13 protein-coding genes are annotated in these 15,888 nt (G+C 69.7%); 7 read left to right on the forward strand and 6 right to left on the reverse strand.

What is annotated here, in order from left to right; genetic code table 11:
* Positions 1-12: 12 nt before the first annotated feature.
* Positions 13-1,113, reverse strand: coding sequence for an Mrp/NBP35 family ATP-binding protein (locus WME96_RS37435; protein ID WP_433929573.1), 1,101 nt, complete (start codon positions 1,111-1,113; stop codon positions 13-15).
* A 149-nt stretch (positions 1,114-1,262) separates the two neighbouring features.
* A complete protein-coding gene (locus WME96_RS37440) occupies positions 1,263-2,594 on the reverse strand; it encodes a hypothetical protein (protein WP_437286361.1) in 1,332 nt (443 codons plus the stop codon).
* Between the two features lie 350 nt (positions 2,595-2,944).
* Here WME96_RS37440 and WME96_RS37445 point away from each other — a divergent pair, with 350 nt between their 5' ends.
* From WME96_RS37445 to WME96_RS37455, 3 genes are all read left to right on the forward strand, one after another.
* Positions 2,945-3,472 carry a TlpA family protein disulfide reductase gene (locus WME96_RS37445; RefSeq protein ID WP_437286362.1) on the forward strand — a complete coding sequence of 176 codons (528 nt, stop codon included), beginning with the start codon at positions 2,945-2,947 and terminating at the stop codon, positions 3,470-3,472.
* A gap of 142 nt (positions 3,473-3,614) precedes the next feature.
* Entirely contained in the window at positions 3,615-4,139 is a 525-nt protein-coding gene (locus WME96_RS37450) for a TlpA disulfide reductase family protein (protein ID WP_061617698.1), read from the forward strand.
* Between the two features lie 104 nt (positions 4,140-4,243).
* Positions 4,244-6,259, forward strand: a complete 2,016-nt coding sequence (locus WME96_RS37455; RefSeq protein ID WP_437286363.1) for a DUF6029 family protein — start codon at positions 4,244-4,246, stop codon at positions 6,257-6,259.
* Positions 6,260-6,300: 41 nt separating this feature from the next.
* Here the strand turns inward: WME96_RS37455 and WME96_RS37460 are convergent, their stop codons facing one another.
* On the reverse strand, positions 6,301-7,623 hold the full coding sequence (locus WME96_RS37460) for a hypothetical protein (protein WP_437286364.1): 1,323 nt from the start codon (positions 7,621-7,623) through the stop codon (positions 6,301-6,303).
* Between the two features lie 97 nt (positions 7,624-7,720).
* On the opposite strand from WME96_RS37460, the gene WME96_RS37465 reads away from it, so the two are divergent.
* Both WME96_RS37465 and WME96_RS37470 read left to right on the forward strand, forming a co-directional pair.
* Positions 7,721-8,710, forward strand: coding sequence for a diacylglycerol/lipid kinase family protein (locus tag WME96_RS37465; RefSeq protein WP_437286365.1), 990 nt, complete (start codon positions 7,721-7,723; stop codon positions 8,708-8,710).
* A gap of 119 nt (positions 8,711-8,829) precedes the next feature.
* Positions 8,830-9,792 carry an acyl-CoA desaturase gene (locus WME96_RS37470; RefSeq protein ID WP_437286366.1) on the forward strand — a complete coding sequence of 321 codons (963 nt, stop codon included), beginning with the start codon at positions 8,830-8,832 and terminating at the stop codon, positions 9,790-9,792.
* 162 nt (positions 9,793-9,954) lie between these two features.
* Here the strand turns inward: WME96_RS37470 and WME96_RS37475 are convergent, their stop codons facing one another.
* Positions 9,955-11,640: a CTP synthase gene (locus tag WME96_RS37475; protein ID WP_437286367.1), complete on the reverse strand. Its 1,686-nt coding sequence runs from the start codon at positions 11,638-11,640 to the stop codon at positions 9,955-9,957.
* A gap of 475 nt (positions 11,641-12,115) precedes the next feature.
* Between WME96_RS37475 and WME96_RS37480 the strand changes: the two genes are divergently transcribed.
* Positions 12,116-13,015, forward strand: coding sequence for a fumarylacetoacetate hydrolase family protein (locus tag WME96_RS37480; RefSeq protein ID WP_437286368.1), 900 nt, complete (start codon positions 12,116-12,118; stop codon positions 13,013-13,015).
* Between the two features lie 31 nt (positions 13,016-13,046).
* Here the strand turns inward: WME96_RS37480 and WME96_RS37485 are convergent, their stop codons facing one another.
* Both WME96_RS37485 and WME96_RS37490 read right to left on the reverse strand, forming a co-directional pair.
* Entirely contained in the window at positions 13,047-13,490 is a 444-nt protein-coding gene (locus WME96_RS37485; protein ID WP_437286369.1) for a hypothetical protein, read from the reverse strand.
* A gap of 35 nt (positions 13,491-13,525) precedes the next feature.
* Positions 13,526-14,044 carry a hypothetical protein gene (locus WME96_RS37490; protein ID WP_437286370.1) on the reverse strand — a complete coding sequence of 173 codons (519 nt, stop codon included), beginning with the start codon at positions 14,042-14,044 and terminating at the stop codon, positions 13,526-13,528.
* A gap of 148 nt (positions 14,045-14,192) precedes the next feature.
* Between WME96_RS37490 and dacB the strand changes: the two genes are divergently transcribed.
* Positions 14,193-15,785, forward strand: a complete 1,593-nt coding sequence (gene dacB / locus WME96_RS37495; RefSeq protein ID WP_437286371.1) for a D-alanyl-D-alanine carboxypeptidase/D-alanyl-D-alanine endopeptidase — start codon at positions 14,193-14,195, stop codon at positions 15,783-15,785.
* The last annotated feature ends 103 nt before the right edge of the window (positions 15,786-15,888 follow it).

The following is a 15,888-nucleotide window of genomic DNA, read 5'->3' on the forward strand; positions in this document are numbered from 1 at the left end:
TTACGCGAGAGCCTACCGCATGATGGGCAGGTGCTTGTTCGTCCCGCCGCTCCGGTCGATGCGCAGGCCGCCCCCGCTCGCGAGGTCGTGGGCGCTGACCTGGGCGGCCAGCCGCTCCGCCACATCCACGAAGGCCCGCGAGATCGGGCTGCCCGGGGCAGCCTGAACGACCGGGGTGCCGGCGTCGCCCCACTCCCGGATGGCGGCGTCCATGGGGATCTGGCCGAGCAGCGGCGCCTCGGCGAACTCGGCGATCTTCTGCCCGCCGCCGGCACCGAAGAGCTCGTGCCGCTTGCTGCACCCGTCGCACACGAAGTAGCTCTCGTTCTCGACCACGCCGAGCAGGGCGATCCCGACTTTCTGGGCCATCGAGACCGATTTGTACACGTCCTGGAGGGCCACCTCCTGCGGCGTCGTCACGACGATCGCCCCCGTGGTCCTCATCTTCTGGGAGATCGTCAGCGCGATGTCCCCGGTCCCCGGCGGCAGGTCCAGCACGAGGTAGTCGAGCTCACCCCATTCCACATCGCGCATGAACTGGATGAGGGCGTTCTGGAGCATCGGTCCGCGCCAGACGACCGCCGACCTCGGATCTTCCAGCAGGAAGCCGATGGACATGAGCTTCACGCCGAAGCGCTCGAGCGGCAGGAACTTCTGTCCGTCGGCGGACGTCGGGCGCCCCATCACGCCGAGCATGGTCGGCACGCTCGGCCCGTACATGTCCGCGTCGAGCAGGCCGACCTTCGCCCCCTCGCGGCTGAGCGCCAGGGTCAGGTTGGCGGCGACCGTGCTCTTGCCGACGCCGCCCTTGCCGCTCATCACGAGGACGATGTTCTTCACGCGCGGCGACGGATCGTCCGGAAGGATGGTGCGCGTCGGGATGCTGACCTCCCAGGCGATCCGGACGTCCTTCGCGCCGGCGCCCTTGAGGGCGGCCTCGATGTCCGCCGCGAGCCGCTGCTTGAAGTAGCTGGTCAGCTCGACGGTGAGCGACACCGCGCCGTTCTCGACCGAGAGATCCCGGACGCGATCGAGCTCCGTGAGCGGGCGCTGGAGGTCCGGAGCGACGACCTTTGCCAGCGCACCGAGCGCGGCGTCCTTCGTGATGGCCATGGGTCGGAGGAGTTAGGACTGCTCCGGATTCCCGTCAACCGGCGAGCGCAGCGGGCTCGCGGCCGCTCGCTTCTTCGGGCGGCCGGGCGCAGGGTGACAGCGGTCGTCCTGCGCGTCACCGCGCCCTGCCCTGCGTCCGGCCGGCCTCGTCACCAGCAGGTGGCGACCTTGGAGTCCTTGTCCGTGGGGTCGAGCCGACGCGACGGCAGGTAGCAGCGCGAGTCCACGCATTCCCTGCTCGCGTTCGTCTCGACGCACACGCACTCCCCGGCGAGCCCGCCGGGCGACTTCGGGCAGACGTCCTCTGCGTTGCTCTCGTTCAGCGGCGTGGTCGGGTCGTCCATGGTGCACCGGACGGGCAACGCCGCATCCAGGCACGCGCGCTGGCCGCGCAACGTGGTGGCGCACTCCATGGTGGAGCCTGCGTCGCCGCAGTCCGTGTCGTTGCGGCACGGCTCGCAGAAGTTGCCCTCCCCGACGCAGGCGCCGAACCGCGGCGTGCACACCTCGCCCTCGCACTGGTAGTCGAGGTCGCAGTCGGAGTCCTCGCTGCACGCCCGGGCGCACCGGCTCTCGCCGCCGATCGTGACGCAGCGCTGCCCTGGGACGAGCGAGCAGTCGAGATCGGAGCTGCACGGCGCGCACTGGGAGCGCTTGACGCAGTTCGTGCGCAGCAGGCACAAGGACCCCTCGACATAGGAGTTGCCGTCGCCGAACGTGGCGGGGTCGATGCACTCCTCGGTCGTCTCGCCGCAGAAGCTGTTATCCCCCTTGTCCGTGCCGCAGATCGCGTGAGGGTCGCGGGTCACCGCGCACTCGTAGCCGCCGGGGCAGTCCGCGTCGCCCGCGCAATGCGGCTGCGTGCAGTAGGCCTCCGCGTCTCCCTCCCCCTTGCCCAGGCACTCCAGGCCGAGGGAGGTGCACTCGGCGGGAGCGCACGTCGGAATGAAGCAGTCGCTGCCGTCGGCGCACTTCCCGGCGTTGCAGCCGGGGTCGTCGCCGCATGCCGCCGTGTCGCGCTGGCACTCGCCGGGGTTGCCGTTGCACTGCATCGGGTTGCACGGCGAGTCGTCTGGACAACGCCCGAACTGGCCGCACTCGGAGCCGAACGGACAGGGCGCTCCGAAGCCCACCAGTTTCCCGTTCGACCGACAAACGGAAATCTTGGCGTTCGTGTCGTCTTCCTCGGCCGGCATACAGTCCTGGAGACCAGGGACGCATTCGAGGTGGCTGCTGCACTTGAGCACGCAGCGGTTGCCCACGCAGGTGTTGCCCTCCAGGCAGAGCTCGGGCTCGCACTTGCCCTCGCAGATGCCGTTCACGACGACCCCGCCGAAACATTCATCCCGCGGAGTGCTCGACGAGGAGCAGGCGCCGCTCGCGCTGGCAGCCCCCATCGCCAGGCAGCCGAGCATCAGGAACGCGTGGATACGACGGAAGCGGGGCCGATGGGCGCTCTGAGAGGCGACAACCTGCTGCATAGGACCTCAACGCGGGAAATGCCCGCGGATGGGGCAGGCACGGCGGGCCTGGCCGGAGATTGCGGAAAGCACCCCCCCGAGCCGAACGGGCGCGACAAGGTTGCCCTTGACGCCCCCCGTGCCGCCCAGAAGAATGAGCACTCCTACACCATACTTCAGGCGGTGGCATCATGCGAATGGACGCAGTTCTCGGTGGGATGGCCCTTGGCGCCGTGGCGGCCCTGGGGCTCGTCGGCTGCGCGGGAGAAGAGGATCCCATACCGGCTCCTGATTTTCCTGAGGGGACGGGACAGCCTGCGGCCAACGCTGCTCGCTACCCGGCGGGTCCCTACGGGGTCAACCCTGGCCGGGTGATCGCGAACTATCAGTTCGTCGGGTACGCCAACGCCGACGCAAACAACGACACGATGCAGCCGATTCAGCTCGCCGACTTCTACAACCCGACCGGGACGGAGGTATTTCCCGAGGGCTCGCAGTACGGCGCTGGCGAGCCGAAGCCGAAGGTGCTGCTGATCGACGTCTCGTCCGTATGGTGCGGCCCCTGCAAGATCGAGGCGGAGTCAGTCCTGCCCGGGCTCTACGAGAAGTATCAGCCGCTGGGCGGCGAGTTCCTGATGCAGCTCGCGGACGGGAGGAATCCGGGCGAGCCGGCGGTGGCGCTCGACCTGCGCCGCTGGACGACCCAGTACGAAGTGAAGTACCCGTCGGCGATCGACCCCTCATACAAGCTCGGGGCGCTCTTCCAGGCTGACGCGTTCCCGGCGAACATGCTCGTCAGGACCCAGGACATGACCATCATCGAGGTCGTCGCCGGCGTGCCCGCGGAGGACAGCAATTTCTGGCGAACCTTCGAGAAGATCATGAACGGCGAGATCTGAACGGATCGCCGTGCGCGCGTCGTCGAGCCGCCGGACGACGCGCCGAGTGGAACCCCTGTCAGGGCGCCGCGACAGGCGCCCGCGACGTTGAGCCTCGTATCCGTCGGCCGCTCAGGCCGGCCCATTCGCCAGGAAAGCCCCGATGAACCGAACCACCCGCTGCGCGCTCTCGCTCGCGTTCACTGTCCTCGGCCTCGCGGCCACCTCGTGCGGAGCAGCCTCCGGCGGCTCATCGGCGAGCCCGGCGCCAGACTTCGCGCTCCCCGCCCTCGACGGCAAGACGGTCAGGCTCTCGGATTATGCCGGCAAGAGCGTCGTCTTGATCGATTTCTGGTCGACCACCTGCGATCCGTGCCTGGCGGAGATGCCCCACCTCGTCGAGCTCTACAAGAAGCACAAGGACAAAGGCTTCGTCGTGCTCGCCGTGTCGCTCGATGGGCCGGAGTCCCGCGCGCAGGTGAGCAGCACGGTCCACGATCGGGAGATGATCTTCCCGGTGCTGCTCGACGAGGAGACCACCGTGGCCGCCAAGTACAACCCGAAGCGCGAGCTCCCGTTCTCCGTGCTCATCGGCCGAGACGGCTCGATCCTCCACAAGCGCGGCGGGTACCAGCCCGGCGACGAGGCCGTCCTGACCGAGCAGGTCGAGAAGGCGCTCGTCCAGTGACGCCGGGCCGTCGCGCCGGGGTGACCGCCCGGCGCGCGTTCGCGCATCGACGGGCTGCTTGATCGCTGCTCCACGGCCCAGAGCTCCGTGGTAGGAACCTGACGGTGCGCAGCCAGCTCCACGTCGTCCGTCCTTGCCTGATAGCGACGCTCGTCCTCGCGGCCTACCCGGCAGGGGCGGTCGAGCTCCCGAACATCGGGGGCGAGCCGGTCTCGCTCGACGTCGTGAACACCGCGGCCGCCACCTACCACTTCGACAACCGCAACGACGACTCCCGTTATCCTTCCCGATACCTCGACGACAACTACGGAGAGATCCTCGATCGACTGGACGCTCAGATCAACTGGTGGCGCCTGCAGCTCGGCACGCGGCTCAATGCTTCTTTTTACGTGGCCAGGCCGTCGGCGACGAGCCTCGACCTGCAACAAAAGGTCCTGAACGACGAGGTCTCGTTCTCGCTGGACGACGCCAGACGGGAGCTCCACACGCGGTATCGGACGACGGTCTATCCGGCGAAGCTCTGGCTGACCTACACCTATCCGGGTGTCGAGGCCACGGTGGGCGACTTCTACGCCCAGCTCGGACGCGGCCTCGTCTTCAGCGTGCGCAAGATGGACGAGCTGGCCATCGACACGACCCTGAGGGGCGGCAGGCTCGTGCTCGACAAGGATTTCGGGTCGCTCAGGCTCGAGGCCACCGCCATTGCCGGGCAGATGAACCCGCTGCGCGTGGACGACGCGAGCGGCCGGCGGCTTCATGGAGACGGGTCGCCGCTCTTCTTCGGCTTCCCTGGCGCCGACGACCTGGTCACGAAAGAAACGACGCTGGATGCGGAGGGAAATCCCCGCTCCCGCGATGTGGTCGAAGCGGCACGTCCGAACTACCTGGAGGACACCGTGCTCGGCGGGCGCCTGGAGGCAGGCGTGGAGGGCGTCGAGCTCGCGGCGAACGGCGCGCTGCTGCTGCGCAAGTCGTACACCGAGGAGTTCAACCGGTGCTTGAGCGAGGGCGGCGCGGATCCGCAGGCCGCGCCGCGGCTGTGCGGCGGTCAGTTCCCCGAGTTCAACGTCGTCAGCGCGCCGCCTGCGCGGCAGCACGACACGATCCGGACGTTCAGCGGCTCGGTGAGCGTGCCGTCCATCGCCCAGCGCGGTGACCTGTACGTCGAGGTCGCCGGCCAGCAGCTCCGCGGCGGTCACCTCAGCCGGGACAACGTGCCCGCAAAGGACCTGTCCGGCTATGCGGTCTACGTGGCAGCGAACGGACGCAGCGGGCCGCTCGCGGTCTCCCTCGAAGGCAAGCACTACCGGCGATTCTTCCCCCTGTCGGCCAACATCGACGTCTCGGTGCTGTCGAACCCCGGGTTCAACGCGCCGGAGTTCGAAGGGGTGGCGTACAACCAACCTCCTACGGCAGAGCCCGTCTATGTGGAGCCGATCGGAGCCCCCAACGTCTGTGTGACAGGGGGGCGCGGGCGGGCCGACTACCGCTTCAACCGGGGCGCGGCCATCTACGCCTGGCTCGGTCACTATGTGAGCTTCTCTGAGCACCAGGCGAACCCCGAATGCAACACGGATGAAGCGTACCGGACCGACACATGGGACGCCGCGGCAGGCACCGAGATCGATTTCGACGGTCGCCGATCGCACGTGCGCGCGTGGGCTGGAGTCCGACAATCCGATGAGGCCGACTCCGGCGACGTCTTCTACAGCGAAGGCTACGTCCGCTACGACGTCGTGAAGCACCTCACGGGCGCGTTCTCGCTCCAGGTGCAGGGCAACAGCCGTCGCCGCTACAGGCCGGAAAACTTCGAATCATCCTGGCTCGAAGGGGACAACTACCTCGCGCTCCAGTGGTCGCCTCATCTTGCTGCAATTTTCGGCTACGAATACACGTCCGTGCCCGGATGTGGGCCCGGCAAGGACCGCGAGTTTTGCCACTTCTTCAACGGCGGGTTGCAGTGGAAATCCGGGTCGAGGAGGACGACGCTCGACCAGGTCGTCGACACGGTGAACCTCTTCGTCGGCCAGCGGCGCGGGGGCCTACGGTGCGTCTCCGGCGTGTGCCGCACCTTCCCGCAGTTCGAAGGCGCGCGGCTCGAGCTCGTCTCACGGTTCTGATCGACCTGGCGCCCTCGACTTGACCGGGGCACCGGCTGCGATCACGAGGCGCCGAGGATGGCGCAGGCCACCGAGGTCCTGACCTGGGGATCGACGTCGGCGAGGAGCAAGGCGGCGCGAGGGAGATCACCGAGCTCGACCAGGCCTGTCCCGGCCGCTTCGCGCACCGGGATCTCGTGGGACCGGAGATCGCGCTCGAGGAGCGCCGCCGCCGCACGGACGCCTGCACGGGCGAGGGCTCCCCGCGCGAGCACCGCGCGCGTCGAGGTCCCTGAGGCGAGCTTCATCAGCCATGCGACCGCGGCGGCGCGCTCGCGCGCCGCGACGATGCCCGGAGAGGCATCGAGGTGGCGGGCATGGACGGCGAAGACCACGGCCTCGTCGGGATCACCCTGCGCCTCGATGAGCGCGGTCCGCACCGCTGGGTCCTCGAGCGGCGCGGAGCGGATGGCGTAGACGCGATCCCTGCTCTGGCTGGTGCGGATGGCGTCGAGGAGGACGGAGACCGCTTCCCCGGCCCCCTCGCCTGCGGCGCGCACCAGGGCCCGCGCGGCGGCGATCGCGGGCGCGCCGCGCTGGGTGGAGATCGCCCAGAGGAGCTGCGCACGGCCCCCGGCGTCGATCGCGCGCGGGGCCGCCCACGCCTCTGCGATCGCTTCGCGCCCCGGTTCATCCGAGAGGACCCAGAGATCCCACAAGGCCAGCACGACCTCTCGCCCGCCGAGCGCGCCGGCGGCGCGGACCGCGATCGTCCGCGCGAGCGGGTACGGGTCGAGCCGCGCCGCCTCGAGCAGCGCGCTCCGGTCGTTCGGGTCTGCTGCCGCGATGGCAGCGCGGAGCGCCGCCAGGCGCACTTCCTGATCACCATCCAGCATCCGAGCGCGGCGTAGCGCGCCATCCTCGGCCGCGACGAGCGCCCGCGTCTCTACCGCGCGGAGCGCTGCGCTCCTTGCGGGGTCTCTCCCCGGCCCGGCCTCGCGCGCGTACCGCTTCGCGCTCTCCGGATCCGTGAGCCCTGCCTCGAGGAGGATCATCGCTGCGGCCGTCGCGACGGCATCCGAGCCTGCAGCGCGCTCATCGAGGGCATCTTCCAGCGGTCGCGCGCATGTCCGGAGCTCGCGCACCCGATCGACCCCGGACGGCGGCGTCGCGCGGGCGATCTCCCCCTCGGCGACGGCGCGGGCGATCGCGCGCGCGTCGTCGCTGTCCAGCGCGCCGCGGCGCAGCTCGTCGATCATGGAGCGGCGCAGCTCGTCGAACCTGCCCGCCTCGGCTGCGCGCACCGACGCCGAGCTCGCGCAGCCCGTGACCGCGGCGAGCAAGAGGAGGCCGGCGAGGATCGCCCCGGAGAGCACACGGTACATGAGGCGCCTCTTAGCGCGCCGATGTTCGCGCTCGAAGCCCCTTCAGCTCGACCACCCGGGGAATCCGGTTTATACGGCGCGCTCGCGTTCCGGCACCATGCGTATCGACGTCATCGTCAACACCACAGCGCGCCGGTACCGGGCGAGGCCCTCGCTCATCGATCGCATGGCGGCCGCCTGCGCCGGCGCCGCGGAGCTCCACCCCACCACGAGCGTCGCGGAGCTCGCCGAGGTCTGTGATCGGATCGCGCAGCGGGGCACGGAGCTCGTCGCGCTCTCCGGCGGAGACGGCAGCTTCATGGCGGGCGTCACCGCCCTCGCCCGCGCGTTCGGCGAGGGCTCATTGCCGCCGCTTGCCCTGTTGCCAGGCGGAACCGTGGCGACCGTCGCGCGCAACTGGGGCATGCTCGGCGATCCCGCGGTGCTCCTCGCGCGGATCGTCGGCGAGAACCGTGATCTCCGCGGCGGCGCCGCCATCCGTGGAACGGTCCGTCGGCCCACCTTGCGCGCTCGCGCGACGACGCGCACCGGCGTCGAGGAGCGCATCGGCTTCATCTTCGGCACCGGGCTCGTGGCCAGCTTCTTCGATGTCTACTACGAGCGCGGAGGCGACGGATACGGCGCCGCGGCGCGCATCGTGGCGCGGGTGTTCGTCGAGTCCTTTTACGGCGGCGCCTGCGCGCGCCGCGTCCTCGACCCGCTACCGTGCACGATCGAGGTAGAGGGGCGGCAGCTCGCTCCTCGCGCCTGGTCGCTGATTTGCTCGTCCGCGGTGCGCGACCTCGGTCTCCACATGCAGGTCGCCTACCGTGCCGGCGAGGACCTCGACCGCCCGCACCTGGTCGCGAGCGCCCTGCCGCCGCGATCCCTGGGGCCGCGTGCCCCACTCGTCCTCGCGGGCCGCCGGATCGGAGGCGAGGCCCACTTCGACGACCTCGTCCGCGACTTCACCGTCCGATTCGGCGCCGAAGCCAGCGCGACCTCGCCCGGCGAGGGCCCCTATATCCTCGACGGAGATCCCCTCCGGGCGAGCGAGATCCGGATCTCCGCCGGGCCTCCCATCGACGTCCTGTCCCTGCGCTCCTGACGTCGCGCGCTCGTCCGTCACGCGCGCCTGAGACGTCGCTGCGCTGGATGACCGAATCGTGACGGCCGTCGTGAACCCCAGTGACGGGCATGCTCGATGCTCCATCCACCTTGGAAACCATGACGCAAGCCCGTCCATCGAGTCCTACACGAGTCGTCGTACCGAAGCCTGGCCCGGGCTGGGGTCAGCTCTTCAACGTGCTGGGCATCACCGCCATCCACGTGGGTACGGTGGTCGCTTTCCTCCGGGGAGCCACCTGGAAGCTCGCCGCGCTCGCTGCGGCCACGTACTTCATCCGGATGTTCGCGATCACGGCGGTCTACCACCGGTACTTCTCGCACCGGAGCTACAAGACGAGCCGCGGCCTTCAGTTCCTGCTCGCGTTGCTCGGGACGACGGCGACGCAGAAGGGCCCGCTGTGGTGGGGGGGCACGCACCGCGTCCATCACAAGTACTCGGACACGGAGCGCGACGTTCACAGCCCGCTGCGCAAGGGGTTCTGGTACGCGCACATGGGCTGGTGGCTCGGCCGCGAGCATGAGGAGCTCGACCTGAAGCGCATCCCTGACTTCGCCGGGTTCCCCGAGCTCCGCTGGCTGGACCGCTACCACGTGATCGGGCCGCTCGGCATGATCGCGCTGCTCTTCGCGTTGGGCGGCTACGACGCGTTCCTCTGGGGCTACGTCGTGTCGACGTGCGCGCTCATGCACGGCACGTTCACGATCAACTCCCTCGCGCACGTGTTTGGTTCGCGGCGTTACGCGACGACCGACACGAGCCGCAACAATTTCTGGCTGGCGCTGATCACGCTCGGCGAGGGCTGGCACAACAACCACCACCACTACATGAGCAGCGCGAACCAGGGCTTCTTCTGGTGGGAGATCGACGTCAGCTTCTACATCCTGCGCGGCATGGAGAAGCTCGGTCTGATCTGGGACCTTCGGACTGCACCGGCGCACGTCCTCCAGCGAAATCTGCTGAAGGAGGTCGGCGAGCGTTCGCCGCTCCTCGCGCCTCAAGCCGCGCCCGCCGAGCCCCTCGACGCCCCGCCGCTGGGCCGGCCGAGCCTCGGCGACGTCTGACCCCGCAGCATTCAACCGCGATGATCCACGGACGGAAGCTGCAGGGCAGCTCTCGTCCGTAGGCGCTTGCAGCAGGCAAGCTCCACGACCGGCGACAACCCCGCGCACGTCTCGCCGCCGAGGCGGCAGCCAGGCATCCCTGAGGATGCCTGGCGCGCGACGCTAGTTGACCGACGAGGCGGCTTGCTGGCTGTGAGCGGCCGCGGAGTCGCCGGGCTTCGGCTTCTCGGCCTTGTTGCGCTCGCGCTGGCGCTCCAAACCGGCGCGCACGAAGCGCGCGAAGAGCGGGTGCGCGTTATGGGGCCGGCTCTTGAACTCGGGGTGGAACTGACAGCCCACGAAGTACGGATGCTCGCGCAGCTCGATCATCTCGACGAGCCGCTGATCCGGCGACGTCCCGGACAGCACGAGCCCCTTCTGCGTCATCGCCTCGCGGTACTTGTTCGCCACCTCGTACCGGTGCCGGTGACGCTCGCTGATGCTCGTCTGCCCGTACGCCTCGGCGGCGATCGACCCCTTCTCCAGCACGCACGGGTAGGCGCCGAGGCGCATCGTTCCACCCTTCTCGACGACGCCCTTCTGGTCGGGCATCAGATCGATCACCGGGTAGGCGGCGTTGCGGTCGAACTCCACCGAGTTCGCCCCCGCCATGCCGCAGACGTGCCGCGCGAACTCGACGACCGCGAGCTGCATGCCCAGGCAGATCCCGAAGAACGGGATCTTCTCCTCGCGCGCGTAGCGGATGGCCTCGATCTTCCCCTCGGTCCCACGATCGCCGAAGCCGCCGGGCACCAGGATCGCGTCGAGGTTCGCCAGCAGCTCGGGCGCACCTCGCGCCTCGATCTGCTCGGAGTCGATGTACTCGAGCTCGACCCGCACGTCGTTGTGGAGCCCGCCGTGGACGAGCGCCTCATGGAGCGACTTGTACGAGTCGCGCAGGTGCACGTACTTGCCGACGACGCCGATCTTCACGATGCCGCGGGACGGCTTCTTGAACCGCTCGACGATACGTTGCCAGGGCGACAGGTCCGGCTGCCTCGCCCAGATGTTGAGCAGCTCCGTGATCTTCTCGTCGATGCCCTCTGCGTGGAGGACCAGCGGGAGGTCGTAGATGCAGTCGACGTCGACGGCCGCGATCACGCAGTCGACGGCGACGTTCGAGAACAGGGAGATCTTCTCCTTCATGCTGCGCGGGAGCGGCCGATCGCATCGGCAGAGGAGGATGTCCGGCTGGATGCCGATCTCGCGCATCTCCTTCACCGAGTGCTGGGTGGGCTTCGTCTTCAGCTCGCCCGCCGTCGCGATGAACGGCACGAGCGTGACGTGCACCGAGATCGCGTTCTGCGCGCCGGACTCCACCTTCAGCTGGCGGATCGCCTCGATGAACGGGAGCGACTCGATGTCACCCACGGTGCCGCCGACCTCGACGATCGCCACGTCGGCCCCGTCCGCGGCAGAGCGGATGCGCAGCTTGATCTCGTCCGTGACGTGCGGGATCACCTGCACCGTCGCCCCGAGGTACTCGCCGCGGCGCTCCTTGGAGATGACCGCCTCGTAGACGCGGCCGGTCGTGAAGTTGTTCTGCCTCGTCATCCGGGCGAGCGTGAAGCGCTCGTAGTGCCCGAGATCCAGATCGGTCTCCGCGCCGTCGTCGGTGACGAAGACCTCGCCGTGCTGGTACGGGGACATCGTGCCGGGATCGACATTGATGTACGGGTCCAGCTTGAGGTGGGTGACCTTCAACCCACGGGACTCCATCAACGCCCCGATCGAGGCTGCGGCCAGTCCCTTGCCGATCGACGATACGACTCCGCCTGTGACGAAGACGAATTTGGTCCGCTTGCTCATGACCCATCGCTCCGCTGCGCCGTGTGCGCGCCTGTAACCAGTTCCCCGACCGGCGCTCAAGAGGTGAGGCCGCCGAGGTTCGGCTGTCCACGGCAAATACCTTGCCCGGCTTACAAGCCGCACGGCCCCGTCAACAGGACCGAAGCCGGAGGACCCCCCGCGAGGAGGGGTCCCGCACCGGCAACAGAACCTGACCTGCCGTACGAGCCCGTCTGCAACCGGATGGGCCCACGGCAAGCCTGCGCGACGTGATGCCGCTCTGAATCCGCCGGCATTCTAGGCCGCTCTCCCGGCGCGTCAATGCAAAGGACAATCCGATCTCGCACCGGGCCGAGTCCCGCGGGAGCCCGGGCGGCGTCCGGGAGCGGGCGCTGGCCGCGGACCGCTGCCGCGGCAGAGCGCCGCGGGCCTTCCCGTACCCCTCGGGAGCTTCGGCGGACCGGGGTGGTACGCTCCGCTAGCGCTCAGCGACACCATGAGAATCGCCCACGTTCTTCAGCTCGCGACGTCCACCCCGATCGTCGCGCTGGAACGCGACGGCGCGCTGTACGATGTCGCGGAGCTCGAACGCCAGTTCGGAACGAAGCTCGCTGGCCTCCCCGGCGTGTCGGACTTTCACACGCGCGTGGTGGCGCTTCGCTGTGCCGGTCTTCACGCGCTGGACGACCGGCTGCTCAGCGGAGATCGGCCCGCCGCCGCGCAGCTTCACCTGGACGCCATCCTGTGGCTACCGCCCTGCGCCACCGACCGCGCAGCGTACATCCAGCTCGGCCCCTACGCGCGCGACGCAGCGCTCCCGTGGTACCGGTTCGGCAACTGCCGCGCGCTGCTCGGACACGCCGCAGCGATCCCCTTCCCTGCGCTCGAGGACGAGCCCGACTACGAGCTGAACCTGGCGGCGCTCCTTTGCGAGGATCTGCGGCGCGCCCCCCCGGAGGAAGTGGAGCGATCGATCGCAGGCTACACCGTGCTGAACGACTGGACGGCGCGCGGCCTGGAGGCGCGGTCGCTGGCGCGCGGGCTGCCACCTTCCGAGGCGAAGGACTTCGCGACACAGCTAGGCCCGGTGCTCGTCACGCCTGACGAGCTCGGCCCCGTCGAGGTGCTGCGGACCCAGGTCCGTGTCGACGCCGAGACGCGCTCCTGCTCGCGCATCGGCGAGTGGACCTTCTCGCTGCCGGAATCCGTCGCGTACATCAGCAACCAGGTCGAGCTGCGCGCAGGCGACGTCGTGGGAGCGGGCCGGGTCTTCGGCGGGAGCGCTGGCCGGCGCGTGCCGTACGGCGCCAGCGTGGAGCTGATGATCGAGCGCGTCGGGCGCCTGACAGGCAAACCGGTCCGCGGCCCCGCCTCGTTGCCGTGGCGCCGACCGTGAGCGTGAGCCCGGGCGCGTGGTCCTCGGCGGCTCAGAAGGTGCCGACGACGCCGATGCCCGTGCCCGTCGCGGTGATGACCGGAGCCACCAGCACCGTCAGCGCCGACGTGCTCGGAGGCTGCGGCGGGCGCCCCTCCGTGGTCATGAAGATGCCCTCACCGACGAGCGCGAGGCCAGCGAGCTGCGCGAGCCCACCCACGACGGTGAGCGCTCCGCGCACGTACAGCTTCGCTCCACAGTCCGGATCATCCGCGGCGCAGCCGTTCTTGGCGAGCGCCATCCAGGGGCCCGCGATCGGGATCTTCAGCTCGCTCGACCCGGGCACGTCAGGCCACGAGGTCGCGGCGAGGAACCCTGCACCGTAAGCGAGCGCCGTCACGGCCACCCCGCCGACGATGAGCTTCGGGCGCACCGACGACGGCGGGTACCGCGGAGGCGCCGGCGGCTCCTCCGCGCCGGCGGAAGCAGCGGTCAACGCAAGCGCAGCGGCGAGAGCGAAAGCCGGGCTCTTCATGGCTTCTTCGTGCTGGACGACGCGGAGCCGGCCTTCTTGGCCGGCAGCTTCACGGTGTAGGGGACCTCGAGGGGATCGCCGTCGAACGGCAGCACGATCTCCCCGATGAAGGCGCGCTTGACGCAGGCCTCGGCGGGCGTCCCTGCGAATGGCGATCCCACCAGCACGTCGGTCACGCGCCCCTTCTGGCCGTCGAAGACGACCTTGACCTCTCCCTCGCCGGTCGGCGCGTTGGGCACGACCTCGGCGCAGTTCGACGCCTTGTCCCCCCCGCGCCGCAGCGCGATCTCCATCTGCTTCTTCTGATCGGCGTTGAGACCGCCGCCGCTGTCCTGCGACGCGCTCGCCTCCGCTTCGGAGCTGTCCGCCTCGGCGGGCGCTGGCGCCGCCTCGTCGGAGTATGCCTGCTCGAAGTTGTAGTCTTCACCTGCCTGCTTGGGCTTGGCGCCCGAGCATGCTGCCGCCGCGAGGATGATGAGCGGCAAGAGCGCGCGGGTCGAGTGCTGCTGGGACACGGTGTCCTCCCTTCGAACAGAGCGTGAAAAGTGTCTGCGCGCACCCTAGCAAGCTCTCCTTTGCGAGGACAACCCCGAGCGCGCGTCCCGGGAGCGCTGGCGAGCGGCGCCGAGCGGTCTACCGGATGAGGCGCCGGCGGCGGAGACGTTGTACAGCCGGAGAGCAGTTATGCCCCGCAGCTCCCGCTGGACCGTCTCCGTGGTCGCGCTTGTGCTCTCGTCGACCCTCGCCCGCCCGGGCGGCTCACAGCCGAGCGACGGCGACGCGCGTGGCGCGGAGCGGACCGGCGCCGCGAAACCGACGCAGGAATCGCCCGGAGGCGCGAGCGCGCCCCCGTCGACCGTCGCCGCTCCCGGACATCATCGCGTCGTCCCGGGCCGCGCGCGGGAGCAGCTCGAGAAGCTCACCGCCGACGTGCATCGCTGGGGAGGGCGGGTCGGCGTGCTCGCGCTCGATGTCGGCAGCGGAGCGACGCTCGCCGCCTTCGATGAGCGCGGCCTGTACAATCCCGCATCGAACGCGAAGCTGTTCACGGCCGCGGCCGCGCTGCGCCTGCTCGGGCCGAGCTACCGGTACCTGACTGGGCTTTACGGGGAGGCATCGAACGGAGCCGTCGCCGAGCTCGTGCTCCGGGGCTCGGGCGACCCGTCGCTCAGGACGCGCGATCTCTGGGAGATGGCGCGCGATCTGCGCGCGAGTGGCGTCCGCAAGGTCGCAGCGATCGCGGTCGACCAGGGCTACTTCGATGCGCGCTACGTGCCTCCAGCCTTCGAGCAGCAGCCGGAGGAGTGGGCGGCCTTCCGCGCCCCGGTCGCGGCGGCGTCGCTGAACGCGAACGCGGTGCTCCTCACGGTGCGGCCGTCGAAGGCGGGCGAGGCCGCATCCGTGGCGATCGATCCGCCTGGCTTGACGGTGCTCCGTGGGAAGGTGGTCACCGCGAAGCGCGGCACACCGGAGAAGATCGGGATCCGACTCGAGCCAAACGGCCAGCGCCTCGTCGTGCACCTCAGCGGCAGCATCCCGGAGGGCGGCCGCGCAGTGAGCCTGGCGAGGCGCGTCGATGATCCTCGCCTCGTCGCTGCATATGCGCTCAGGGAGATGCTTCAGCAGGTCGGCGTCGAGATCTCCGGTGAGGTGCGGCTTGGCGGCGAGCACCAGAAGCGGTTGCTCGTGGCCCACCGCTCGGCGCCTCTCGGCGAGTTGCTCCCTGCGCTCGGGAAGGACAGCGACAACTTTTACGCAGAGACGATCTTCAAGACGCTCGCCGCAGAGAGGCGCGGTCGCCCCGGCACGGCCGAGGCTGCGGCGGAGCTGGTCGGCGAGACCATCCGCGAGCTCGGCGCCGCCCAGGAGGGCGTCGTCCTGCGGAACGGCTCCGGCCTGTTCGACGCGGCTCGCGCATCGCCGGAGGCCATCGTCCGGCTGCTCCGTGCCGCGCTCCTCGATCCCGCGCTCGGCACTGATTTCACCGCGCAACTCGCGATCGGCGGCGTGGACGGGACCTTGCGCGGCCGCTTCCGCGGCTGGTCGAAGGAGCGCGCCATCCGCGCCAAAACAGGAACACTCGCCTCCGTCGCCGCCCTCTCCGGCTACATCCTCCCGCCGCCCGGCCGGTCCCCGATCGCCTTCGCAGTGCTGGCCTCCGACGTCCCCGGAAAGGTCGAGCCGGTACGAAGGGCCATCGACGACTTCGTCGGTGCGCTCGCTGATGAGCTCTGGAAGGGAGCGCGCTCGCCTTGAGGGCACGAGCGGCCCGGGGCGACGGCCCTGGCCCGCGATGAGCATCCTCCTGCTCGTGCCCCGCGGGAGATTGCGCACGAGGAGAAAGCAACACGGCCGCGCG

The sequence above is a fragment of the Sorangium sp. So ce406 genome (assembly GCF_051474675.1).
Lineage (GTDB): Bacteria > Myxococcota_A > Polyangia > Polyangiales > Polyangiaceae > Sorangium > Sorangium cellulosum_G.